General features: G+C 66.1%; 26 protein-coding genes and 1 riboswitch. Of the genes, 13 read left to right on the top strand and 13 right to left on the bottom strand.

Translation table 11 applies throughout. From position 1 onward, the window contains the following. Positions 1 to 3 precede the first annotated feature (3 nt). Positions 4 to 1,314: a serine hydroxymethyltransferase gene (glyA, locus tag ASE79_RS05740; RefSeq protein ID WP_056412836.1), complete on the bottom strand. Its 1,311-nt coding sequence runs from the start codon at positions 1,312 to 1,314 to the stop codon at positions 4 to 6. Next, on the bottom strand, positions 1,311 to 1,745 hold the full coding sequence (gene rpiB, locus ASE79_RS05745; protein WP_056412839.1) for a ribose 5-phosphate isomerase B: 435 nt from the start codon (positions 1,743 to 1,745) through the stop codon (positions 1,311 to 1,313). The genes glyA and rpiB overlap by 4 nt, the downstream gene beginning before the upstream one ends. 243 nt (positions 1,746 to 1,988) lie before the next feature. Between rpiB and ASE79_RS05750 the strand changes: the two genes are divergently transcribed. From ASE79_RS05750 to ASE79_RS05770, 5 genes are read left to right on the top strand one after another with little or no spacing between them, the layout of a single operon-like run. Next, complete coding sequence (locus ASE79_RS05750; RefSeq protein ID WP_056412843.1) at positions 1,989 to 2,420, top strand: hypothetical protein; 432 nt, start codon at positions 1,989 to 1,991, stop codon at positions 2,418 to 2,420. Between the two features lie 10 nt (positions 2,421 to 2,430). After that, positions 2,431 to 3,000, top strand: coding sequence for a sigma-70 family RNA polymerase sigma factor (locus ASE79_RS05755; RefSeq protein WP_056412847.1), 570 nt, complete (start codon positions 2,431 to 2,433; stop codon positions 2,998 to 3,000). Continuing rightward, positions 2,993 to 3,691, top strand: coding sequence for an anti-sigma factor domain-containing protein (locus tag ASE79_RS05760; RefSeq protein WP_056412848.1), 699 nt, complete (start codon positions 2,993 to 2,995; stop codon positions 3,689 to 3,691). Before ASE79_RS05755 ends, ASE79_RS05760 begins: the two co-directional genes overlap by 8 nt. Next, positions 3,691 to 4,155, top strand: coding sequence for a DUF3429 domain-containing protein (locus ASE79_RS05765; RefSeq protein WP_056412851.1), 465 nt, complete (start codon positions 3,691 to 3,693; stop codon positions 4,153 to 4,155). Before ASE79_RS05760 ends, ASE79_RS05765 begins: the two co-directional genes overlap by 1 nt. Positions 4,156 to 4,194: 39 nt before the next feature. Continuing rightward, on the top strand, positions 4,195 to 4,773 hold the full coding sequence (locus ASE79_RS05770; protein ID WP_056412853.1) for a Uma2 family endonuclease: 579 nt from the start codon (positions 4,195 to 4,197) through the stop codon (positions 4,771 to 4,773). 30 nt (positions 4,774 to 4,803) lie between these two features. Here ASE79_RS05770 and hemA read toward each other — a convergent pair whose 3' ends face one another. Further along, entirely contained in the window at positions 4,804 to 6,066 is a 1,263-nt protein-coding gene (hemA, locus tag ASE79_RS05775; protein ID WP_056413487.1) for a 5-aminolevulinate synthase, read from the bottom strand. Positions 6,067 to 6,202: 136 nt separating this feature from the next. After that, complete coding sequence (gene murI / locus ASE79_RS05780; RefSeq protein WP_056412856.1) at positions 6,203 to 6,991, bottom strand: glutamate racemase; 789 nt, start codon at positions 6,989 to 6,991, stop codon at positions 6,203 to 6,205. 122 nt (positions 6,992 to 7,113) lie between these two features. On the opposite strand from murI, the gene plsY reads away from it, so the two are divergent. Continuing rightward, positions 7,114 to 7,728 carry a glycerol-3-phosphate 1-O-acyltransferase PlsY gene (plsY, locus tag ASE79_RS05785; protein ID WP_056412858.1) on the top strand — a complete coding sequence of 205 codons (615 nt, stop codon included), beginning with the start codon at positions 7,114 to 7,116 and terminating at the stop codon, positions 7,726 to 7,728. Then, positions 7,721 to 8,812 (top strand): DNA-processing protein DprA, encoded by a 1,092-nt coding sequence (gene dprA / locus ASE79_RS05790; RefSeq protein ID WP_056412861.1) that lies wholly within the window; start codon positions 7,721 to 7,723, stop codon positions 8,810 to 8,812. Before plsY ends, dprA begins: the two co-directional genes overlap by 8 nt. A gap of 98 nt (positions 8,813 to 8,910) precedes the next feature. On the opposite strand, the gene thiC is transcribed toward dprA, so the two are convergent. From thiC to ASE79_RS05825, 7 genes are all read right to left on the bottom strand, one after another. Then, on the bottom strand, positions 8,911 to 10,797 hold the full coding sequence (thiC, locus tag ASE79_RS05795) for a phosphomethylpyrimidine synthase ThiC (RefSeq protein WP_056412865.1): 1,887 nt from the start codon (positions 10,795 to 10,797) through the stop codon (positions 8,911 to 8,913). Positions 10,798 to 10,835: 38 nt separating this feature from the next. Continuing rightward, positions 10,836 to 10,981, bottom strand: a riboswitch (TPP riboswitch). 117 nt (positions 10,982 to 11,098) lie between these two features. After that, a complete protein-coding gene (locus ASE79_RS05800; RefSeq protein WP_056412869.1) occupies positions 11,099 to 11,971 on the bottom strand; it encodes an outer membrane protein in 873 nt (290 codons plus the stop codon). 79 nt (positions 11,972 to 12,050) lie between these two features. Beyond that, complete coding sequence (locus ASE79_RS05805) at positions 12,051 to 13,079, bottom strand: ferritin-like domain-containing protein (protein ID WP_056412872.1); 1,029 nt, start codon at positions 13,077 to 13,079, stop codon at positions 12,051 to 12,053. 50 nt (positions 13,080 to 13,129) lie between these two features. Then, entirely contained in the window at positions 13,130 to 14,149 is a 1,020-nt protein-coding gene (locus tag ASE79_RS05810) for a ferritin-like domain-containing protein (protein WP_056412876.1), read from the bottom strand. Positions 14,150 to 14,519: 370 nt separating this feature from the next. Next, the gene (locus ASE79_RS05815; protein WP_056412878.1) at positions 14,520 to 15,383 is read right to left on the bottom strand and encodes a MipA/OmpV family protein; all 864 of its coding nucleotides are present in this window, start codon (positions 15,381 to 15,383) and stop codon (positions 14,520 to 14,522) included. Between the two features lie 69 nt (positions 15,384 to 15,452). Continuing rightward, complete coding sequence (locus tag ASE79_RS05820) at positions 15,453 to 15,887, bottom strand: DUF2141 domain-containing protein (RefSeq protein WP_082445073.1); 435 nt, start codon at positions 15,885 to 15,887, stop codon at positions 15,453 to 15,455. Further along, positions 15,808 to 16,608 carry a sterol desaturase family protein gene (locus tag ASE79_RS05825; protein WP_056412884.1) on the bottom strand — a complete coding sequence of 267 codons (801 nt, stop codon included), beginning with the start codon at positions 16,606 to 16,608 and terminating at the stop codon, positions 15,808 to 15,810. Before ASE79_RS05825 ends, ASE79_RS05820 begins: the two co-directional genes overlap by 80 nt. A gap of 177 nt (positions 16,609 to 16,785) precedes the next feature. Between ASE79_RS05825 and ASE79_RS20765 the strand changes: the two genes are divergently transcribed. Continuing rightward, positions 16,786 to 16,962: a hypothetical protein gene (locus tag ASE79_RS20765; RefSeq protein WP_156359531.1), complete on the top strand. Its 177-nt coding sequence runs from the start codon at positions 16,786 to 16,788 to the stop codon at positions 16,960 to 16,962. Here the strand turns inward: ASE79_RS20765 and ASE79_RS05830 are convergent. Next, positions 16,946 to 17,503 carry a GNAT family N-acetyltransferase gene (locus ASE79_RS05830; RefSeq protein WP_056412887.1) on the bottom strand — a complete coding sequence of 186 codons (558 nt, stop codon included), beginning with the start codon at positions 17,501 to 17,503 and terminating at the stop codon, positions 16,946 to 16,948. The genes ASE79_RS20765 and ASE79_RS05830 overlap by 17 nt on opposite strands. Before the next feature lie 302 nt (positions 17,504 to 17,805). Here ASE79_RS05830 and crtY point away from each other — a divergent pair, with 302 nt between their 5' ends. The 5 genes from crtY (at position 17,806) to ASE79_RS05855 (ending at position 22,700) form a co-directional block, all read left to right on the top strand. Beyond that, a complete protein-coding gene (gene crtY, locus ASE79_RS05835) occupies positions 17,806 to 18,972 on the top strand; it encodes a lycopene beta-cyclase CrtY (RefSeq protein WP_056412890.1) in 1,167 nt (388 codons plus the stop codon). Beyond that, on the top strand, positions 18,969 to 20,444 hold the full coding sequence (locus ASE79_RS05840) for a phytoene desaturase (RefSeq protein ID WP_056412893.1): 1,476 nt from the start codon (positions 18,969 to 18,971) through the stop codon (positions 20,442 to 20,444). The genes crtY and ASE79_RS05840 overlap by 4 nt, the downstream gene beginning before the upstream one ends. Positions 20,445 to 20,631: 187 nt before the next feature. Next, positions 20,632 to 20,904: a hypothetical protein gene (locus tag ASE79_RS05845; protein ID WP_056412894.1), complete on the top strand. Its 273-nt coding sequence runs from the start codon at positions 20,632 to 20,634 to the stop codon at positions 20,902 to 20,904. 94 nt (positions 20,905 to 20,998) lie between these two features. Then, positions 20,999 to 21,580 carry a TIGR00730 family Rossman fold protein gene (locus tag ASE79_RS05850; RefSeq protein ID WP_056412897.1) on the top strand — a complete coding sequence of 194 codons (582 nt, stop codon included), beginning with the start codon at positions 20,999 to 21,001 and terminating at the stop codon, positions 21,578 to 21,580. A 169-nt stretch (positions 21,581 to 21,749) separates the two neighbouring features. After that, the gene (locus ASE79_RS05855) at positions 21,750 to 22,700 is read left to right on the top strand and encodes a phytoene/squalene synthase family protein (protein WP_056412900.1); all 951 of its coding nucleotides are present in this window, start codon (positions 21,750 to 21,752) and stop codon (positions 22,698 to 22,700) included. A 20-nt stretch (positions 22,701 to 22,720) separates the two neighbouring features. On the opposite strand, the gene ASE79_RS05860 is transcribed toward ASE79_RS05855, so the two are convergent. Continuing rightward, positions 22,721 to 22,951, bottom strand: a complete 231-nt coding sequence (locus tag ASE79_RS05860) for a hypothetical protein (protein ID WP_056412902.1) — start codon at positions 22,949 to 22,951, stop codon at positions 22,721 to 22,723. Between the last annotated feature and the right edge of the window lie 77 nt (positions 22,952 to 23,028).

The following is a 23,028-nucleotide window of genomic DNA, read 5'->3' on the forward strand; positions in this document are numbered from 1 at the left end:
TCATCATCCTTGATAGATCGGGAAGCGTGCGCACAGCGTGCGAACACGCGTCCGAACGTCCGCCTCGACCTCCGGGTCCCCATGCTCGCCCTTTTTCGCGAGCCCGTCCAGCACGTCGGCGACCATGTTGCCGATCTCGCGGAATTCGGCCGGACCGAAGCCGCGCGTGGTGCCGGCAGGGCTGCCGACGCGGATGCCGCTGGTCTTCATCGGCGGCAGCGGATCGTTGGGGATGCCGTTCTTGTTGCAGGTGATCCCCGCGCGCTCGAGCGCCTCGTCCGCATCGCGCCCGGTGATGCCGAGTGGGGTGAGGTCGATCAACGCCAGATGCGTGTCGGTGCCGCCCGACACGACGTCCGAACCACGCTCCTTGAGCGTCGCGGCCAAGACCTTCGCATTCTCGACGACGGCGGCGATGTAGCTCTTGAAGTCGGGCTGGAGCGCCTCGCCGAACGCGACCGCCTTCGCCGCGATCACGTGCATCAGCGGCCCGCCCTGGAGACCCGGGAACACCGCCGAGTTGATCTTCTTCGCGATGGCCTCGTCATTCGTCATGATCATGCCGCCGCGCGGACCGCGCAGCGTCTTGTGCGTGGTGGTGGTGACGACATGCGCATGGCCGAACGGCGTCGGGTGCAGCCCGGCCGCGACGATCCCGGCGAAATGCGCCATGTCGACCATGAAATACGCGCCGACCTTGTCCGCGATGGCGCGGAAGCGCGCGAAGTCGATGACGCGCGGATAGGCCGAGCCGCCCGCGATGATCAGCTTTGGCTGATGCTCGACCGCCAGCGCCTCGACCGCGTCGTAATCGATCAGGTGTGTGGTCGCGTCGACGCCGTACTGGATCGCGTTGAACCACTTGCCCGACTGCGCGGGCTTGGCGCCGTGAGTCAGGTGGCCGCCGGCATCGAGGCTCATGCCGAGGATGGTGTCGCCGGGCTTGACCAGCGCGAGCATCACCGCGCCGTTCGCCTGCGCGCCCGAATGCGGCTGGACGTTGACGAACCCGCAGCCGAAAATCTGTTTCGCGCGCTCGATCGCGAGCGTCTCGACCGTGTCCGACGGCGCGCAGCCCTGATAATAGCGCTTGCCCGGATAGCCCTCGGCATATTTGTTGGTGAACACCGAGCCCTGCGCCTCGAGCACCGCCTTCGAGACGATGTTCTCGGACGCGATCAGCTCGATCTGCGTCTGCTCGCGCTCGAGCTCGGCCTCGACGCCGGCGAAGACGGCGGCATCGGCAGCGGCGAGGCCGCGGGTGAAGAAGCCGTCCGGCTGGACGTCATGGAGCGTGGTGGGCTGGGTGCTCATGCGGGGACCTTTAGCTTGTCGACACGGTGTTGATGACGGCCGCCGGCGAAATCGGCGGTCAGGAAGGCTTCGACGCAGGCCTTGGCCATTTCCTCGCCGATCAGGCGGGCGCCCATCGCGATGGCGTTGGCGTCGTTGTGGATGCGCGCAAGGCTTGCCGACAGCGGCTCGGAGACGAGCGCGCAGCGGCAGGCGGGATTGCGGTTGGCGGCGATCGAGATGCCGATGCCCGACCCGCACAGCGCGATGCCGCGGTCCGCGCTGCCATCGGCGATCGCCGAGGCGAGCGTGTATCCGTAATCGGGATAATCGACGCTGGCGGTGCCTTCGGGGCCGAGATCGAGCACGTCGTGCCCTGCCTGGCGCAGCCATGCGGCAAGCACCGCTTTCAACGAAACGGCGGCGTGATCGGACGCGATGGCGATGCGCACCTGGCGTAATCCTGTGACGGGGGATCGGGTGCCCAGCCCTTTACCGAGCCGAGCCGGGATTTGCCACACCTGTTCGCGAGGCCGTGATAGAAGCGCGCATCCCAATCGACGCCGTCATCCTGACGAAAGTCAGGATCCAGGGTCATATAGCGCGCCCTTCTTGGCTCTGGGTCCTGACTTTCGTCAGGATGAAGCGCTAAGATTTGCAGTTGCGCAAAACGCCGACCGCGAAGGAAGACCGCCATGAAACCCCTCGTCCTGATCGCCGCCGTCGCGCTGATCGCTTGCTCCGGCCCCGCGCCCGACACCAGCAGCGACGGCACCATGACGTCCGTCGGATCGGTCGAACGCAAGGTGGTCCCGCCAAAGCCGAAGCCCGCGCCCGATTATGCCGGCCGCTGGATCGGCGTCGAAGGCATGGTCCTCGACATCGCCCCCGCCCCCGCTGGCGCGCCCGGCCGCTATGCACTCTCGATGCAATGGGATCTCGACAACAAGGGCAGTTTCGACGGGGTCGCGGCCGGCGACACGATCACGTTCGATCGCAACGGCATACGCGAGACGCTGCGCCCCACGAACGGCACTGCGACCGCCCTGAAATATCTCGCGGGAAAAACCGACTGCCTTACCGTCAAGCCAGGCGAAGGCTATTGCCGCGACGGACTTAGCCGCTAGGCTCCCAACTGTGACTATCACACATCTCAACGCCGATGCCGCGCGCGCGCACCTTTCCGAAGTGCTGCTGCGCACCGGACAAGAGGATCGCGATGCGTTTCGCGAGCTCTATTCGCTGACCAGCGCGAAGCTTTTCGGCATCACGCACCGTATCTGCGGCAATGCCCAAGCCGCGGAGGATGTGCTGCACGAGGTCTATCTCACGATCTGGAAACGCGCCGGGGCCTGGGAACCCGGGCGCGCGAGCCCGATAACCTGGTTGGCGACGATCGCGCGCAACCGCGCCATCGACTGGCAGCGCGCGCAGGGCGTCCGCCGCACGAGCCCGCTCGACGATGCGCCCGACATCGCCGATCCCGGCGAAGGCGCCGAGGCGGGCATGCTGGCGAGCGAGTCGTCGCGCGAGCTGATCGAATGCCTCGACGGTCTCGAGCCACAGCAGCGCGACGCGATCCGCACCGCATTCTTCGACGGCATCACTTATGCCGAACTGGCGATCAAGCGCGCGGTGCCACTCGGCACGATGAAGAGTTGGGTCCGCCGCGGCCTAGCTCGCCTGAAAGATTGCCTCGATGGCTGATCCCGACACCATCCCCGAAGACGTCGCCGCCGCCGAACTCGCACTCGGTTTGCTCGACGGCGAAGAGCGCGGCGCGGCGCTTCGTCGCGTGCTCACCGAACCCGGTTTTGCGGCCCGGGTCGAATGGTGGCGATTGCGCTTCGCCGCGTTGTTCGATCTCTGGCCAGAGCACGCGGCCCCGCCGCATCTCGCCGCGCGGATCGAGGCCAGCCTCGACGGTCCGACGTCCGCTAAAGCCAGCCGCTTTGCGTGGCCTGCGCTCGCTGCCATCACCAGCGCGATCGCCGCATCGCTGCTGCTGTTCGTCATGGTCCGCCCCGAACCGACCGTGCCCGTCTCGCAACCGATCCCCGTCGCCCGCGCGACCAGCGTGCTCGTCGCGATGCTGGGCGATGCGAAGTCGCCGGTCGCCGCGGTCTATGATCCCGCCAACGGCGCACTCCGCGTGGCAGCCGGTCCCGGCGTTCCGGACGCCCGCGTCGCACAGCTCTGGGTGATCGGCGGCGACGGCGTGCCGCACTCGCTCGGTCTGTTGTCGAGCCGTCCGACCGCGCTGGCGCCGAAGGGCGTCGACCGCGGTCGCATCGCCCCCGGCGCGACACTGGCGATCTCGGTCGAACCGCTCGGCGGATCGCCGACCGGGCTGCCGACCGGTCCGGTCGTCGCGACCGGCGTGGTCGCGCGCGTCTGATGCCCGTGCAACCTGCCGCGACCGGCGGCATCCCGCCGCTCGCGCGCCTGCTCGGCCTGAGCGGCCTGCTCCCGCAACTCGGCGCGGTCGCGCTGTTGCTGAGCGGCGATCCGCAAAGCCGGTTCTCCGCGCTCGCGATCGCCTACGCCTATGCCGCGATCATCCTGAGCTTCCTCGGTGGCCTGTGGTGGGGCCTCGCCGCGCGCACCGACTCAGCCCCACGCTGGCTCTGGTTCGCCAGCGTCGCCCCCTCGCTGATCGCGCTCGGCACGGCGTGGCCCTGGATGGTCGGCCTGCGCTGGCCCGGGCCGTCGCTGGTGGTGCTCGGCCTCAGCCTGATCGCCGCGCTGCTCGTCGACCGCACGCTGGTCCGCGACGGCATCGCGCCGTACGGCTGGATGGCGTTGCGTATGCCGCTGTCGCTGGGTTTGGGCGTGCTGACTCTTTTGGCGGCGGCACTCTAACGACTCTGCGTGGCGTCCGATAAGTGCTATCGTCCATCGATGAACAAGCACGCCGCCATCGTCCGCGCCGAGCCAGAACCTCAGGTTCGCTCGACACCGGCGCGGTTCACGGCTGCGGAATTCATGCGCATGGCCGAAGCCGGTGCGTTCGACGACATGAAGATCGAATTGGTCGACGGGGAGCTCGAACGCATGAACCCGCCGATGAGCAACCATAGCTGGTACCAGTCCGAAGTATTTGCGGCGCTGTTAACGATAGCACGTGCCGCCGGGCTGTTCGCGTTGGCCGAAACCGGACTTCGCGTAAGCGAAACAACGATCAGGGCCTGTGACGTGGCGTTGGTTCGAACGCGCCCGGATACGAACCGCCTGTTCAGCGCTCCCGATATAGTTTTGGCCGTAGAGATCGCCGAAACGACCCTCGCCCGTGATATGGGGCCCAAACGCACGGATTATGCACGGATAGGCATCGCCCAGTATTGGGTCGTCGACAGCGCCCGATCAGTTGTTCACGTGTTCGGGGAACCGATCGATGGCGACTACGCGCAGGTCCGTACGATACGATTCGGAGAACCGCTCGACGTCCCCGGTACCGACGGCACCATCACGATCGACTGAAGCTGGCTCGCCCCTCACGCAAGCTCCGTCTCACGCCGCCTTGCGCAGATCCAGCCGACTCCAGATCTCGACCAGTGCATCGGTCAGTTCGCGCATCATCGCCTCGGTATGCGCAGGCCCCGGGGTGAACCGGAGCCGCTCGGTCCCGCGCGGCACGGTCGGATAGTTGATCGGCTGCACGTACACCCCGTATTCGGCGAGCAGGACGTCGCTGATCTTCTTCGCCTTGACCGGATCGCCGACCATCAAGGGCACGATATGCGTGTCGCCGATCATCACCGGCAGCCCAGCGTCCTTGAGCATCGCCTTCAACATCGCCGCTGCGGCCTGCTGCCCGTCGCGCTCGACGCTCGACGCCTTCAGATGCCGCACGCTCGCCAGCACGCCTGCGACCAGCACCGGCGACAGCGATGTCGTGAAGATAAACCCCGGCGCATAGCTGCGGATCACGTCGACGATCGTGCGATCGGCGGCGATATAGCCCCCCATCACGCCGAACGCCTTGCCCAGCGTCCCTTCGAGGATCGTGATCCGGTGCGCGACGTCGTCGCGCTCCGAGATCCCGCCGCCCCGCGCGCCGTACATCCCGACCGCATGGACTTCGTCGCAATAGGTCAGCGCGTTGTATCGGTCGGCGAGATCGCACACCGCAGAGATCGGCGCGATGTCGCCCTCCATCGAATACACGCTTTCGAACGCGATCAGTTTCGGCACCGCCGGGTCTTCCGCGGCGAGGAGCTCTTCGAGATGCGCGAGGTCGTTGTGACGGAACACGCGCTTCTCGCACCCCGAATTGCGGATGCCCGCGATCATCGACGCGTGGTTCAGCTCGTCCGAAAAGATGATGCAGCCCGGCAGGACCTTCGCCAGCGTCGCCAGCGTCGCCTCGTTCGAGACGTACCCGCTGGTGAACAGCAGCGCAGCTTCCTTGCCGTGCAGGTCGGCGAGCTCGCCCTCCAGATCGACATGGTAATGCGTGTTGCCGCCGATGTTGCGCGTGCCGCCCGAGCCTGCGCCGACGTCGTGCAGCGCCTCTTCCATCGCCGCGATCACCTTGGGATGCTGGCCCATGGCGAGGTAATCGTTCGAGCACCAGACGGTGATCGGCTTCGGACCGTTATGCCCCGCGAAACAGCGCGCGTTGGGGAACGCGCCCTTGTTGCGGAGGATGTCGATGAACACGCGGTAGCGCCCCTCGGCATGCAACCGGTCGATCGCCTGCGTAAACACGCGCGAATAATCGACTCGCGGACCAGTACTGCCGTCCGTTGCCGTTTTGCCTGCGATAATCATGGCCTTGGGCACTACGCCTCACTTTCACTCAGTTCCAGCGCAATACCGCTCTTACGGTGATCGCTTTCCTCGTCCTGGCAGCACATTGCCACGATGCGCCCGCGAAGCAAGGTGCCACATTGTCCCAGGCCGTCGCCTAAAGCTGCTCGATCCTGCCGAACCCGCGCGCCGCCAACGCCGGTCCGAGCGCGCGTTCGTCGTTGCCCAACCGCGTGAAGACGGCGATGCCCTCGCCCGCACCCGACCACGTTTCGCCCTGCACCAGGTGAACGATCCGCCGCGCGATCCCGGGACCGCCGTCGACGAACCGCACGCCGGGCGCCGCCACCGCAAGCTCGGCCTCGACCAGCGGGAAATGCGTGCACGCGTTGACGATCACGTCGATCGAGTCGCCGCCGGATTGCGAGAACAAGCCGTTGAGCACTTTGGCATAGCGTTCCGGCGCCACCGCCCGCCCGTGCAGCTTGGCCTCCGCCATCTCGACCAGCGCCGCCGATCCGTAGCGCAGCACGGTGCAATCGCCAGCGAACCTCGCCGCGAGATCGTCGACATAGGCCTGCCGCACCGTCGCCTCGGTCCCCAGCACGCCGATCGTCCGCGTGACCGACAATACGGCGGCGGGCTTGATCGCCGGTACCGTTCCGACAACCGGCAGGTTGAGCGCCGCGCGCACCACCGGCAAGGCGATCGTCGAGGCCGTGTTACACGCGATCACGATCAACCGCGGCCGGTACCGCTCCGCGAGCCGCCCCAGCAACACCGGCACGCGCGCGGCGATCTCCGCCTCGCTCTTGGTGCCGTACGGAAAACCGGCCGAGTCGGCGGCGTAGACGAACGGCGCGTCAGGCAGCGCCGCGCGCGCAGGTCCGACGATCGACAACCCGCCGACACCGGAATCGAAGAACAGGATGGGGCGCATGTCCATCCCCGCGCCTTAGGACGGATTGGCGCGTCTGAACCAGACCTCGCGTGCGATCGGCCGCCGCTCGAGGCCATTTGCCGTCCGCCACGACTCGTTTATAAGCGCGGCCAGAACGGGGGACATGCTTGCAGACGGAAATTCTCTGGGTCGCGCCCACGCTATCGCTCGTGCTCAGCTATCTGCTCGGCTCGATCCCGTTCGGCGTCATTTTGACTCGGCTCGGCGGCGCGGGCGATCTGCGCACGATCGGCTCTGGCAATATCGGCGCTACGAACGTCCTGCGCACCGGTCGCAAGGGCCTTGCCGCCGCCACGCTGCTGCTCGACATGGCCAAGGGGGCGGTGGCCGTCCTGCTCGTCGCGTCGCTCTTCCCCGGTAACGCATTGCTGGCCGCCGCCGGTGCGTTCATCGGCCATTGCTACCCCGTCTGGCTCAGGTTCAAGGGCGGCAAGGGCGTCGCCACGCTCATGGGGATCGTCGTCGCGCTCTACTGGCCGCTGGGGCTCGTCTATGCGGCCGTCTGGCTCGGGCTTCTTGCTGCTCTGCGTATCTCCTCGGTCGCTGGCATGACCGCCGCACTCAGCGCGCCGTTCGCGGCGGCATTGTTCGGTCGGTTCGATCTCGTCCTGCTGCTTCTCGCGCTCGCGCTGATCGTGTTGTGGAAGCACCGCGAGAACGTCGAGCGGCTATTTTCCGGCACCGAGCCGCGGATCGGCGCCAACCGGAAAAAGAATGGCTGACCCGACGGTCTCCCGTCTTCGGCTCATCCGCACGACCGGGATCGGACCGGTCACCTATCGCCAGCTCATCGCCCGCTTCGGCAACGCGGAGGCTGCCATCGCCGCACTCCCGATGCTTGCCCAACGCGGCGGCGGGCGCAGTCCCCGGATCGCCGACGTCTCCGTCGCCGAACGCGAAATCGCCGCCACCACCAGGCTTGGTGCGCGCTACCTGTTCCTCGACGACCCGGACTATCCGCGTCTCCTAGCCGAGATCGAAACCGCCCCCCCGGCGCTGATCTTCCGCGGCGACATCGCGCACGCAGCCCGCCCCTGCGTCGCGATGGTCGGCGCGCGCAACGCATCGGCCGCCGCTTGTAGGTTCGCGCGCCAGCTCGCGCTCCAGCTGGCGGAAGAGGGCACGACCATCGTCTCGGGCCTCGCGCGCGGCATCGACACGGCGGCGCATATCGGCGCGCTGGGTGCCGGCTCAGCCGGCGCCACGATCGGGGTGATCGCCAGCGGAATCGACATCGCCTATCCGCCCGACAACACCGCCTTGCAGGAGCGGATCGCCACCGCCGGCCTCCTGCTCGCCGAACAACCCCCCGGTACCGAACCCAAGGCGCGCAACTTCCCCTCGCGCAACCGCATCATCGCAGGCCTTGCGATCGGCACGGTCGTGGTCGAGGCCGTCCCCAAATCCGGGTCGCTCATCACCGCGCGGCTCGCCAACGAATCCGGCCGCGAGGTCATGGCCGTGCCCGGCAGCCCGCTCGACCCGCGGGCGCAAGGCTGCAACCTGCTGATCCGCGAGGGCGCCACCCTGGTGCAATCGGCCGCCGATATCCTCGAACAGATCCGCCCGTTCGATCCCCGCTCGGTCCGCTCGCCGATCGACGCCTTTGCCGCGACGCCGACGCAGGATGCCAGCGACGCCGACCGCCGCCGGATCGCCGACCTGCTCGGCCCCGTCCCCGTTGCGATCGACGAGCTCATTCGCCAGTCGCGCGAGAGCCCGGCGGTCGTCCACACCGTGCTGCTCGAACTCGAACTCGCCGGCCGCCTTGAGCGTCACGCCGGCGGACGCGTCAGTCTCGCCTGATCGCGAGACGCTATCCTCCCCCGCCAAGGGGAGGATAGCCGGGCTGCGGCTTTGAGTTATTCCGCGGGCAGATAGATCTCGCTGCCCTTCGCGCGAAACTACTCGCTCATATCGGCCATGCCCTGCTCGGCATCGGCCAGCGTCGCGCCGGTCGCGAACTTGGCGCGGTCGGCATCGGCCGCGGTGACGTCCACCGCGAGGAACGTATCCGCCGGGCTGTTCTGCTTGGCGGCGAAATCGCGCACCTCCTGCGTGATCTTCATCGAGCAGAATTTGGGCCCGCACATCGAGCAGAAATGCGCGGTCTTGGCACCCTCCGCAGGAAGCGTTTGGTCGTGATACTGTTCGGCCGTATCGGGATCGAGGCTCAGGTTGAACTGATCGCGCCAGCGGAATTCGAACCGCGCGCGCGACAGCGCATCGTCGCGCATCTGCGCGGCGGGGTGACCCTTCGCCAGATCGGCGGCATGCGCGGCCAGCTTGTAGGTGACGACGCCGACCTTCACGTCGTCGCGGTCGGGAAGCCCGAGATGCTCCTTGGGCGTCACGTAGCAAAGCATCGCGGTGCCATACCAACCGATCATCGCGGCGCCGATGCCGCTGGTGATATGGTCGTAGCCCGGCGCGATGTCGGTGGTGAGCGGCCCGAGCGTGTAGAACGGCGCTTCGCCGCAGACCTCGAGCTGCTTGTCCATATTCTCCTTGATCTTGTGCATCGGCACATGGCCGGGGCCTTCGATCATGACCTGCACGTCGCTCTTCCACGCACGATGCGTCAGTTCGCCGAGCGTGTAGAGCTCGCTGAACTGCGCCTCGTCGTTCGCGTCGGCGATCGAACCGGGGCGCAGGCCATCGCCGAGCGAATAGGCGATGTCATACGCCTTCATGATCTCGGTGATCTCGTCGAACCGCTCGTAGAGGAAGCTCTCCTTGTGGTGGCTGAGGCACCATTTCGCCATGATCGAGCCACCGCGGCTGACGATGCCGGTGACGCGCTTGGCGGTCATCGGGATGTAGGCGAGGCGGACGCCGGCGTGGATCGTGAAATAGTCGACGCCCTGCTCGGCCTGCTCGATCAGCGTGTCGCGGAAGATCTCCCAGGTCAGGTCCTCGGCAACACCGCCGACCTTTTCCAGGGCCTGGTAGATCGGCACCGTGCCGATCGGGACGGGCGAGTTGCGCAGGATCCATTCGCGCGTGTCGTGGATGTTGCGACCGGTGCTGAGGTCCATCACCGTGTCAGCACCCCAGCGGATCGACCAGACGAGCTTGTCGACTTCGGCCGCGACATTCGATGCGACCGCCGAATTGCCGATATTGGCGTTGATCTTGACCAGGAAGTTGCGGCCGATCGCCATCGGTTCGGATTCGGGGTGGTTGATGTTGTTGGGGATGATCGCGCGGCCGCGCGCGATCTCGTCGCGGACGAATTCGGGGGTGACGAAGTCGGGGATCTGCGCGCCGAAGCTTTCGCCGTCGCGCTTATAGTCCTTGAGCATCGCGCGGCCGAGATTCTCGCGGGTGGCGACATATTCCATCTCGGGGGTGATGATCCCCCGCCGCGCGTAATGCATCTGGCTGACATTGGCGCCGGGCTTGGCGCGCAAGGGGCGCTTGATGCTGCCGGGGAATTGCGGGACGCCGCCCGAGCGGTCGGGGCCGAGCTGGCCATTATCCTCGGGACGGACTTCGCGCGCGTCATAGCTCTCGACGTCGCCGCGCGCTTCGATCCAGGCGCGGCGGAGTTGCGGCAGGCCCGCGTCGATGTCGATCGTGGCGCGCGGGTCGGTGTACGGGCCGCTCGTGTCATAGACGCGCAGGGGCGGCTCAGAACAGCTCGGGTCGAGGACGATCTCGCGCATCGCGACTCGGACGTCGGGGCTGGTCGGCACCGCGACGTGGATTTTCCGCGAGCCCCGGATCGGGCCGGTGGTGACGCCGATCTGTGCTGCGGGCTGGGGGAAATGCGTGTCGACGTCGGCCATGCGCTTGCTCCTAAAGATATCGGAGCAAGGCTGCGGTTCTGTAGCGACCGCTCCCTCCCTCCGCCGGTATCAACCGGATCAGGTTCAGCGGGTCGAAGGCTCCTGCCTTCCTCTCAAGCGCGGTGGGGTGCCCAGCAAATTCGCATTTGATGGGAACCCGGCAGCGCTCCCCCGGGGTGTGGCAAGCATAGGGGCACGGGCTTGGTACGCAACGCAAAAAGGACCGCCGCCCGGTTCGGGTAGCGGTCCTTCCTGTCGATGGGTCGGTTGTCAGCCACTGCGTCGGGGGCTGACCTTTACGTCAGAAGCGGAACGACACCGTCCCGCGCAGGCTATGCCAGCGGAAATTCTCGTCGCTGCGGCGGAACGTGGTGCCGGAAGTGTTGGGCGCCAGCACGAACGGGTTGTTCGCCAGCAGGACCGGGCTGCCCGCAAGCGCGGTACCGGCGGTGACGCGGACGCGGGCGTCGTCGTCCTTATACTGGTGATAGGTGTATTCCATGCCGATCGAGATGTTCTTGGTCAGCTTCTGCTCGATGCCGCCGCCGCCGACATAGCCCCAGCGCTTGTCCGAGCCGGTGGCTGCGAACGCATTGGCGGTGTTGGTGGTGAAGAACAGATTGTCGATCTTGGCATAGCCGGCGCCGCCGGTGGCGTAGAACAGCGTGTTGCGCGCGGCGAGACCGGCGCGCGCGCGGACCGAGCCCTCCCACTTCAGCTTGCGCGCCATCGTGTAGCTGGCGGGGGTCGTCGAGAAGGCGGCGACGCTGTCGGTGATCTCGGCCTTGCCGAATTCGCCGACCAGGCCGACCACGAACGGACCGCTCTGCACGTCGAAGCCCGCGCGGCCATAATAGGACCAGCCGTCATCGTCGTTACGGCATCCATAAGCCGGGACGGCGGTGCGGGCCGAGCCGTTGCAGAAGCCGGGCGAGAAGGCGTTTGCACCGGTGATCGTGTTAACGCTGTCGCTGAAGTTACCGTCGCCATTGCGGTCGAACAGGATCGACGAGCCGACGTCGTTGGGCTGGACGTCGTAACCGCCGGCAGCACCGATATACAGGCCCGAGAACGGCTTGTCGTCGGTCGTCATGTCCTGCGCGTGCGCCGGAACGGCAAAAATGCCCGCGGTGGCGAGACCGGCGAGCATCGTGAGTTTCGTGAAGTGAGTCATGGTCGTTCCCCAAACAAGGGTCGCGGCGCTCCCAATGCTCGCCGCGACCCAAGGTTTCTGTTTCGGTTGCGCAGGCCGATCAGGCGTTGGCGGCACTCGTCTTGATGTTGCCGTTGACACCGGCCGGGAAGAACCCGCCCATCGAGACGGCCGTCTTGTTGAGATAGACGATGTTGAGCACCTGGCCGGTCGAACGGCTGTAGGCGAGCCCGTTGGCGTCGGTGGGCACGATGTTCGACATCGTCGCATCCGATCCGGTGATGCCCTGATCGTCGTCGCCGATCACGCCCGTCGACGTGTTCGTGACGGTACCGTCGAGGCTGTCGCGCGCGTCGCTGATCTGGTTGGCGCCTGTGACCAGCGAAGGTGTGGTCAGGCCCTTACGGAACAGGATCGTCCGGATAAGACCGGCGTGATAGGCCTCGGCAGCAAGAATGCCGGCGGCAGCTTCCAGATACGTCTTGTTCGCGATCAGCGGCGATGCGCCCTTATAGGCCGAAACGCCGACGTCCTCGAAGATATATGCCCCCAGCAGGAAGCTGTTGTCGTCGGCATAGGGGTTGAACACTCCCGTCGCACCAATGACGCCGGCCGCACGCGCAGCAGAGGTAAATGCACCCGGCGCGGCAGCGGTGCCGGCCGAGATGTCGAGTGCAGGCTGCGCCACGGCGGCGGTGCCAAGCGCGGACCGCAGGAACGCGACGTGCGCGACCTCGTCGATCGCGATCTCGCGGGCATATTCGCGCACGACAGTGTCGGAGAACGGTACCTGCGCACCGCCCGTGACCCCACCCTGCGTGCCGGTCCCGGTCAGCAGGCTCGCATTGAGCCCGACGCCGAACGCCGCATAGGCATAGAATTGTGCCTCGAGATATTCGAGGTTGAGTGCGAAGTTCAGCACGTCCGCGTCATTCAGCGCAGCCGTCGGAGTCGGCGACGGTGTCGGCGACGGGGCGAGATCGGAATCATCGCTGCCGCAGGCGGAGAGCAGCGTCGCACCGCCGAGTGCGATCGCCGAGCCACCGGCGAAACGAAGGAAGCTGCGGCGCTCGTTGCGGCGCGTGGCGATCGCGTCGAATATTTCGAGCTTGGTATTGAGATCGGTCATTGGGGTATCCCCTGAATAGCGAAGAAAAGCAGTGGGCTAGGCTGATGCGATCAGCCTGCCGCGGTGCTCGTCCTGATGTTGCCGTTCATGCCGCTCGGGTAGAAACCGCCCGCCGACGCTGCACCGCTGTTGAGGTACACGATGTTGAGCACCTGGCTGGCCGAGCGGCTGTACGCGACGCCGTTGCTGTCGAGCGGAACGATGTTCGACACGGTCACTGCGGCCTGCGTGCTCGCTAGGTTGATCGGCGTCGCGCTGTACGACGAGATGCCCTGGTCGAGATCGTTGGTGCCGAAGATCGTCGTGTTCGCGCCACCGCCGTCGAGGCTGTCGCGGGCACGCGAGATCGCGTCGGCCGAGGTGCGCAGCGACGGGGTCGCGATGCCCTTGCCGTACAGCGTCGTGCGGACGATCGCCGCGTGATACGCCTCGACCGCGAGCAGGCCAGCCGCGGCTTCCAGATACGCCTTGCTGGTCAGCAGCGGGGCGGCGCCCTTGTAGGCGGTCACGCCGACGTCCTCGAAGATGAACGCGCCGAGCAGGAACGCTTCGTCCGACGCATAGGGATCGAACGCGGTGCCGGCGGGGACGAGGCCTGCAGCCTGTGCCGCCGTCGAGAAGGCGCTGGTGGCCGAGACGCTGACGTCGATCACCGGCTGCGAGACGGCGGAACTGCCGAGCGCGGTGCGGAGGAACTTGACGTGGGCGATCTCGTCCTGCGCAATTTCGCGCGCATATTGGCGGACGACCGGATCGGTGAAGGTCACCTGGCGACCGCCGCGGACCGCACCCTGCGTGCCGGTGCCGGACAGCAGGCTGTTGTCGAGACCCGTGCCATAGGCGGCGTAGGAGTAGAATTGCGCCTCGAGATATTCGAGGTTGAGCGCGAAATTCAGAACGTCCGCATCGGTGATGGTCTGCGCCGCAGCCGAGCTGGAAAAGGACAAGGCGGTCGCGCCGGCCGCGGTGATCGCAGCCGCGCCGAGCGCGTTCTTGAAGAAATCACGCCGTTCGCTGCGTCGCTCTTTGCGGGCATCGAGGGCTTCGATCAGGTGCACGCTCTCGGTCATATCAGGGTCCTCCCCTTGTAGTTGCAGACGTCGGAGTTTTTAGAACAATCGAACAATCTGGACCGATATAAGCCAGACCCTTTCAAGAAGGTCCAGCCCGTAAAGCGCTCTATTGCGGGCAAAAAGATGCCGTCCATGGCGAGGAACGTCCGCCATCGGGATCTGGACGCACGCTTCAAGGGGTTGCCATGAAATAATTTACGGTGTGTTGCAGACCATGTCTGCGGGGTACGCGACGCCCTCGACGGGGGTCAGCGGGTCGCGCTCAAGCAGCGACCTGGCGCGGGGTACAACCGCCCTTCCCCATCGGGCGAACCGATGGGGAAGGCTTCCGACCTCAACGCGCGCCGAGGTCCAGGCTATGCAGGTGTCAGAAGGTGTAGGTCAGGCCCAGTGCGCCCAGCCACTGGTCGGCATCGCCGACATCGGCGACGATCGGGCTGTCCTTGTACTTGCCGACCATGCGGCCATAGAGCACGCCCGCGCCGATGCCGAAACCGTGGCGAAGATCGCCCGACAGGCTCTGCACGACGAACAGCGATGCGTTGACGCGACGAAAGCCGCTGTCATTCACGTCATAGGTCCGCAGCCCGCTGGCCAGCGTGCCGATCGGCGTCACTGCCGCGTAGGTGCGACCGAAGCCCTTGCCGGCATAGTCCGCAGATACGCCGAGCGAGACGAGCGTGCGGACCGACAGCGGCGTCGTGTAGTTCACCTGCGGCGTGATGACATAGCTGTCGTACGTGCCGGAAACGTCATGGACATAGGCGACGCGCGCAGTGAGCGTGTCATAGTCGCTGGTGATGACGCCGGTCCTGGCGACGCCGACATAGCCGCCCAGCTCATAGGCGGTATCGATCTTGCCGAGCGCGCGGACCTGCCGGTTGTCGATGTCGCCGGTGCGATCGCGGCGGACGCCGCCGATCACGCCGAGCTCGAAATTGGTGCCGACCTCACCCGTATTCGGGATCAGGTTGAAATACAGCTGCGTGCCGCGGAGGAAGAAGTCATGCCCGCGCACGGTGCCGACAAAGGCGCCCGCGGGAGTGAAGGAATTGCTGTCTGCGCCTTCGTAATCGGGCATCGACACCACACCGAGCGCGACCGTCACGCGGTTGTTGTCCTTGGGATCGGTGATCGTCGGCGACGGATTGGGATCGGTCTGCGCCAGCGCAGGGGTGGCGATCGCAAGTGCCGCGATTGCGGCAGACGTAAAGAGAGTGAATGCGCGCAAGGAAATGCTCCGGACAAAAACGTTCCACGTCGCAACGCGGTGAAATCGTTTTCGGTCCGTTACGGGCAATCAGAAGATGTAACGCATTTTCACCTGTTGCAATTCGGCATCACCGGCGACCATGAACCGGGCCGCCGAAAAGCGCGGCGGACCGAACCGGACCGCGGCGTTGCGTGAGAAGCCATAGCCTTCGCGCGGGATGCCCGCGATCGTGTCGAGCTTGGAATTGCTGTTCTCGTCATGGATGATCGCCAGCGCATAGCCGCGCTGCGGCAGGCCGGGAAAGCTGGTGGTCCTGACGCTGGCGGGCACCGACCGGGTCAACGCGTTGGCATCGTCGATACAGGCGGGGAAATTGTCTGGATCGGCGGTAAGGCAGATCCGGATCATGCCCTTGGCCGACCGCAGATTGTCGACCTCGACGTCAAGCCGCGTGACGGGGGCCGCCGCGGCCAGCATTACCCAGGTCACCGCCGCGACCGCGACGAGCGGCAGCCTTTGCATGCGCCTTGGCAAAGTCGCCGAGCCCGTTGTCGGTGCCGCAGAGCCGATCCCAGAAGCGGAAATATAGGCCATAGTTGCACCCGTATTGTTCGTGATGACGCTGATGATGGCTCGCCGTGATCAGCCAGCCGCCCAGTGCGCCCCGCCACATGAACCGCGGGAAAACCTCCCACCCCATGTGATTGGTCACACCCATAACGGTCATGATCGTCAGTACCAGACCCAGCGCGCCGGCATGGATCGGAATGACGAACACCAGTAGCGGAATTACCACAGCACCGGTGATCGCCTCGATCGGGTGAAACGCCATCGCCGCCCATGCGGTCGGCGGGCGGCTGGCATGATGCACCGCATGCGCCAGCTTGAACGGCTTGGGCCGATGCATCCAGCGATGCGTCCAGTAGAACCAGCTGTCGTGCGCGACCATAAAGGCGAGCACCGACACCGGCAGATACCAGACCGGATAGGCATGGACGTCGGTATAGACCTGAGTCCAGCCGCGATACTGCCAGCCCCAGGCGACCACCCCCGCGGGAACGCCATAGATCGCGGCCGACGCGATGCTCCACCAGATCTCGCGCCGCATCTGCGCGTCGAGCCCGCGATAGAGGCCGGGATGCCGCGCCCGCGTCACCGCAGCGAACGCGCCCGACACGATCAGATACCGGACACCGACGATCGCGGTCATCACGATCGCGGAGAGGAGAATGGCGAGCCACATGACGCGGCGTATAGGGGGTTTCGCCCTGTCGGGTAACGGGTGTTCGGGTGGCTGATGCGGAGATCGACAGCGTCGCGGGGAGAATAGCTCGGCGTTGCAATAGCCTCTATGCAGTGCACCGAAACGTGATAGCCTCCCCTCCAGAGCAGGATGACCTGCCAAATCGGAGAGTGATGCATGGCAAACCACAACGCCGCGCGCGGGGATACCGGTAAGGACCATAAGGGGCTGATCTATGCGATCGCTGGCAGCATCCTGGCCCTGGGGCTGGTCCTGATGGCGTTCTATGATCGGGCAGGCGATCCGATGCCCATCGGAGCGGTGCAGAAACCGGTCGTCACCGCGCAGCGCTGACCCCGGCACCCGCCGAACCCGCGGCACGATCGAGGATCAGGATCGGCGCATCGCGGTAGAGGCCCGTCGTGCGCAGGCGATAGCCAAGCCGGTCCGCAAGGCGGATCGACGCGGCGTTGGCGGGATCGATGATGCAGGTCGTGCTGGGGATTCGCGCGTCGGTCCAGGCGAGGATCGCGGCGAGCGCCTCGGAGGCGTATCCCTGGCCGTGCGCGTCGCCGGCCAGCGTCCAGCCGATTTCGGGCGCAGCGTCGATCGACGGCGTGATCGCGCGGCGCGTCTCCATCAGGCCGAGTTCACCGATCAGCCGGCCCGCCGTATCGCGCGCGACCCAGGTGCCGTAGCCGAACAGCGTCCACTGGCCGATCGAACGAAGGAGGCGGATCCAGACGTCCTCGCGCGATCGCGGCTGGCCGCCGATCATCGCATAGACGCGCGGGTCGGACCACATGGCGGCGCAGTCCTCGAGGTCGGCCGCGGCGTGGCCGGTCAGCGTCAACCGAGCGGTGGTGAGTATGGGGGCGGAGGGCGACGTCTGCATCGCCGCACGATACCGCCATCGGCAGGGAAAAGGGAGCACCCCCGCCCTCCCCGTGCCATGCGAAGACGCCCCGATCGTACGCCTCCAATCCTGCCCCGCCGGGGGGAGGTGTCGCCGAAGGTGACGGAGGGGGAGGCGACGGAACAGAGGTTCTCCTTACCGCCCCCTCCGTCTGGCAAGCGCCAGCCACCTCCCCCTGGTGGGGGAGGATCATAGGCGAGCCCGGCAACGCAGGTTGCCTTCGTTCAAGATTGCTTGGGAAAGGCTGTTTTCGTGTCCCGCCGTTTGCGCTAGTCGGAGGCATGGCATCGACGATCTCCTGCGACGTCGCGATCGTTGGCGCGGGTTTGGCCGGCGGGATGATCGCGCTGGCGCTCAAGGCCAAGCACCCCGCGCTCGACGTGCGACTCATCGACTCCGCGCGCGTCGTCGGCGGCAATCACCTCTGGTCGTTCTTCGGCAGCGACGTCGCACAGGCCGACCGCTGGCTCGTCGCACCGCTCGTCGTGCATGCATGGCCTGCCTATGACGTCCGCTTCCCGGCGCATGCGCGGACGATCGACGCGACCTATTATTCGATCGAGAGCGAGCGGCTCGATCGCGAGGTGCGCCGCGTCCTGCCGCCGCACGCGCTGATGCTGGGCCACAAGGTATCGGGCGCGAGTGCGACCGCGGTGGTGCTGGCCGACGGCGACCGGATCGAGGCGACCGGCGTGATCGACGCGCGCGGGCCGGGCGACCTGTCGCTGCTCGATCTGGCGTGGCAGAAATTCGTCGGCCGCGAACTGGTGCTCGACGCGCCGCACGAGAGCCCGGTGCCGATCGTCATGGACGCGACCGTGCCGCAGATCGACGGCTATCGCTTCGTCTATTGCCTCCCGCTGGCGGCCGACCGGATGTTCGTCGAGGACACCTATTACAGCGACACGCCCGATCTCGACGTCGAGGCGCTGACCGCGCGCATCCATAATTATGCCGACGCGCGCGGCTGGCGCGTGGCGCAGGCGGCGCGGCATGAATCGGGCGTGCTGCCGGTCGCGATGGGCGGCGATTTCGAGGCCTATTGGCGATCGGGCGGCGCGCGCGTCGCCAAGGCCGGGATGCGCGCGGGCATGTTCCACCCGACAACCGGCTATTCGCTGCCCGATGCCGTGCGGACCGCCGCGATGCTCGCGGGCCTCAATGATTTCTCCGGCGCAAAGCTGCACGACGCGACGCATGCGATGGCGCGCGCGACGTGGAAAAGTCGCGGCTTCTACCGGATGCTCGACACGATGTTGTTTCGCGCGGCGGAGCCCGAGGAACGCTATCGCATTCTCGAACGCTTCTACCGCCTCTCACCACCGCTCATTGGCCGTTTCTACGCCGGACGCTCGACTCTCTCCGACAAGGCGCGGGTCCTGACCGGCAAGCCCCCCGTCCCCATCGTGCGCGCCGTCCGCGCCATCGCAGGCAGTATGTCATCATGAAGACCGCAATAGTCATCGGCGCAGGTTTCGGCGGGCTGGCACTCGCGATCCGGCTGCAATCCGCAGGCGTGCAGACGACGATCGTCGAGAGCCGCGACAAGCCGGGCGGCCGTGGCTATTATTGGGAACGCGACGGCTTCACCTTCGATGCGGGGCCGACTGTCATTACCGATCCGGATTGCCTGCGCGAGCTGTGGGCACTCACGGGGCGCGACATGAGCGAGGACGTGACGCTCGATCCGGTGCTGCCGTTCTACCGGCTGAACTGGCCCGACGGGACGAATTTCGATTACACCAACGACGACGTGCAGATGCGCGCCGAGATCGAGAAGCTGCATCCGGGTGACTGGGCGGGCTACGAGAAGTTCCTCGCCTATTCGGCGGGCGTCTTCCACGAGGGCTATGAAAAGCTCGGCCACGTGGCGTTTCTCGACTTCGGGTCGATGATCAAGGCGGCGCCGGCACTCGCGAAATACCAGGCGTGGCGGTCGGTCTATTCGATCGTGTCCAGCTATGTGAAATCGGAGAAGCTGCGCGAGGCGCTCTCGTTCCACACGCTGCTGGTCGGCGGCAACCCGATGACGACGAGCGCGATCTATGCGCTGATCCACAAGCTCGAGCGCGACGGCGGCGTGTGGTTCGCGCGCGGCGGCACCAACCGGCTGGTCGCCGCACTGGTAACCCAGTTCGAGCGGCTCGGCGGCGTGCTCCGGCTCGACGATCCGGTCACCGCGATCGACACTCTCGGCGACCGCGCGACCGGCGTGACGACCGCCAGCGGCTGGTCGGGTCAGGCGGACGCGGTCGCGGCGAACAGCGACATCATGCACACCTACCGCGACCTGCTCGCGACGTCGCGCAGCGCCAAGCGCAAGACGGGATCGCTCGAGCGGAAGAAATATTCGCCGTCGCTGTTCGTGGTGCATTTCGGGATCAAGGGCACGTGGCCGGGCATCCCGCACCACATGATCCTGTTCGGGCCGCGCTATAAGGGGCTGCTCGAGGACATTTACGATCACGGCGTGCTGAGCGAGGATTTCTCGCTGTACCTGCATCATCCGACCGTGACCGATCCTTCGCTGGCGCCGGAGGGACATTCGACCTTCTACGCGCTGGCGCCGGTGCCGCACATGGGCAAGTTCCCGGTCGACTGGGACGAGATCGCGCCGATCCTCGAAAAGCGCATCCTCGACGAGATCGGGCGGCGGTTGATCCCCGATATCCACGATCGGATCGTGACCAAGTTCAGCTACGCACCGAAGGATTTCGCGCAGGACTTGAACGCGCATCTGGGGTCGGCGTTCTCGCTGGAACCGGTGTTGACGCAGAGCGCCTATTTCCGCGTGCACAACCGCGACAAGCATATTCCGAACCTGTACTTCGTCGGAGCGGGCACGCATCCGGGGGCAGGAATTCCGGGGGTCGTGGGGAGTGCGAAGGCGACGGCGGCACTGATGCTCGGCGAACGATAGCCTTACCAAGCCTCATAGCGTCCGCCAGATTCGTCCGAAACGGTCTAATTTTCGATAGACTACTAGGCTAAACTTCCTCTGACGTCGCGACTAACGCAGTAATGGCTGTATCGGATGTAGATGCCGGCGGTCAGTGTTCTAGCATCTTTGTCGACCGGATACCGGTCGACAACAGAGAGGATGCGTCATGGCCATTACTGTCAACAGCGTGGACTGGAACGGGATCAGCAGCGACGAGCAGCAGAAGATCCGCGACATCATCGGCAAGAACTTCGACGGACAGACGGTCGAGGTCGGCGAGGCCCCCTTGCAAGCCGACGCCGGCAATGCCTGCACGACGGCCTGCAACATCGCGCAGCAGGCAGCCCAAATCGCCTGTAACGCCCTGCCCTGGCCTGCGAGCACGGTCTGCAACTATGCCGCCGAGAAGGCCGGTGATTTTTGTCGGAGCCAGTGCTGAGATAGTCGGCGGGTGCCGCCATCGCGGCGGCACCCGCCCAATCAGGCCGGGTACCCTCCTTGTGACCGGGTATCACATCCCCTAACGCGGGCGTATGAAACGTCTTGCAGTCTATTGTGGGTCGGCGACGCCGGCCGATCCGACCTATATCGAGGGCGCGCGGGCGCTGGGGCTGGCTTTTGCGAAGCGCGGGATCGGCCTCGTCTATGGCGGTGGCCGGACGGGCCTGATGGGCGCGATCGCCGATGGCGCGCTGGAAGGCGGCGGCGAGGTAATCGGCGTCATCCCGCAGGCGCTGGTCGATGCCGAGGTCGCGCATCGCGGGCTCACCGAACTCCACGTCGTGCAGGGGATGCACCAGCGCAAGCAGATGTTCACCGACCTGTCCGACGGGTTCGTGACGATCCCCGGCGGCACCGGCACGATGGACGAATTGTGGGAGGCGCTAAGCTGGGCACAGCTCGGCTATCATGCGGATCCGGTCGGATTGCTCAACACTGCGGGCTATTACGATCACCTGATCGCGTTCTGGGACAAGATGGGCGAGGTCGGTTTCCTGCGCCCGCAGCACCGCGACCTGCTGATCGTCGCGGATACGCTCGACGTACTGCTCGACCGGATGGCGGAGCATGTGCCGACCCAGCCGATCGTCCGGATGAACGCGTCGGATCTGTGAGGCAGCCTCAGTTGACGTCCGATCTCAACCTACATCGCCACCCCGGCGAAGGCCGGGGCCCAGTTGGAAAGGTTGAGGTGACGACGCGCAACGCCAACCAAACGCCGTTACCCAACCGGGCCCCGGCCTTCGCCGGGGTGGTGACCGCAATTGTGGCGCGCGTGCGCGGATGAGTCACCCCCTCCCCTCGCGCGAGGCGATCGTCGCGACCGCGCACGAATCCATCGCGCGCGGATCGAAGAGTTTCGCCGCCGCCAGCCTGTTGTTCGACAAGCCCACGCGAGAGCGGGCGTGGCTTCTCTACGCCTGGTGCCGGCGCTGCGACGATATCGCCGACGGGCAGGATCACGGCCACGGCATGACCGTGGTCCACGACGCGCCCGAACGGCTCGCAGCGCTTTCGGCGATGACCGAGCAGGCGCTGGCGGGCGAGGTCGTCGGCGAGCCAGCCTTCGACGCGCTGCGCATCGTCGCGGCCGAGACGCGTATGCCCAAGCGGTTCGCGCGCGATCTCGTCGCGGGCTTCGCGCTCGATGCCGAGGATTGGCGACCGCGCTCCGAGAACGACCTGTATCGCTATTGCTACCATGTCGCGGGCGTCGTCGGCTGTATGATGGCGGTGGTGATGGGCGTCGATCCCGACGACGACGACACGCTCGATCGCGCCTGCGACCTGGGCATGGCATTCCAGCTCGCGAATATCGCACGCGACATCGAGGAGGATGATCGCGTCGGGCGCTGCTATCTGCCGATCGAATGGCTGGTAGAAATGGACTTTCCGCCGGGCCAGCACATGAAGCCGCCCTTCCGCTCGCGGCTTGCGCTACTGTCGAAGCGGATGGCCGATCGCGCGGCAGCATTCGAAGCTAGCGCTCGACAAGGAACGCCCTCGCTATCGTTCCGCTCGGCCTGGGCGGTGCTCGCGGCTGCGGGGATCTACGGCGCGATTGGACGGACCGTTGCAGCTCGCGGAGAGCACGCTTGGGATCATCGTGTAACTACGTCCGGGATGCAAAAGCTTGGGTTCATCGTCGCCGCAGCGCGAGAGGCCGCTGGTCGCGAAAAGCTGTATCCCCGGCAACCGCGCGATCCGCGGTTATGGGCCCGTCCCAAAAGCTAGGACGGCGACTGGAATAGCGATCAGCCCTGCGACTTGGGCTTGCCGACTTTCGCCATGTACCGCCCCTGCGCGCGGCAATTCGCGCCGATCATCGGATACGGCACATCGGTATTTTGCGCGAGCTGATCTGGCAGCGCCGCACGGCACTGCGCCATCGTCTCATACCGTGCCGGGATCACCCGCGCCTCGGTGCAATTGATGTTGCCGTCACCGCAGCCCATGATGGCCATGACGTAGAACAGCGGTTCCATTTCATTCTCCAGTGGATCGCGGCGCCCGGCGTTGGACACGGTAGGAAAAGCGACGAAGTGGCAGGATTGTTCCCCCA

The organism is Sphingomonas sp. Leaf28 (assembly GCF_001421685.1).
Taxonomy (GTDB): Bacteria; Pseudomonadota; Alphaproteobacteria; order Sphingomonadales; family Sphingomonadaceae; genus Sphingomonas; species Sphingomonas aurantiaca.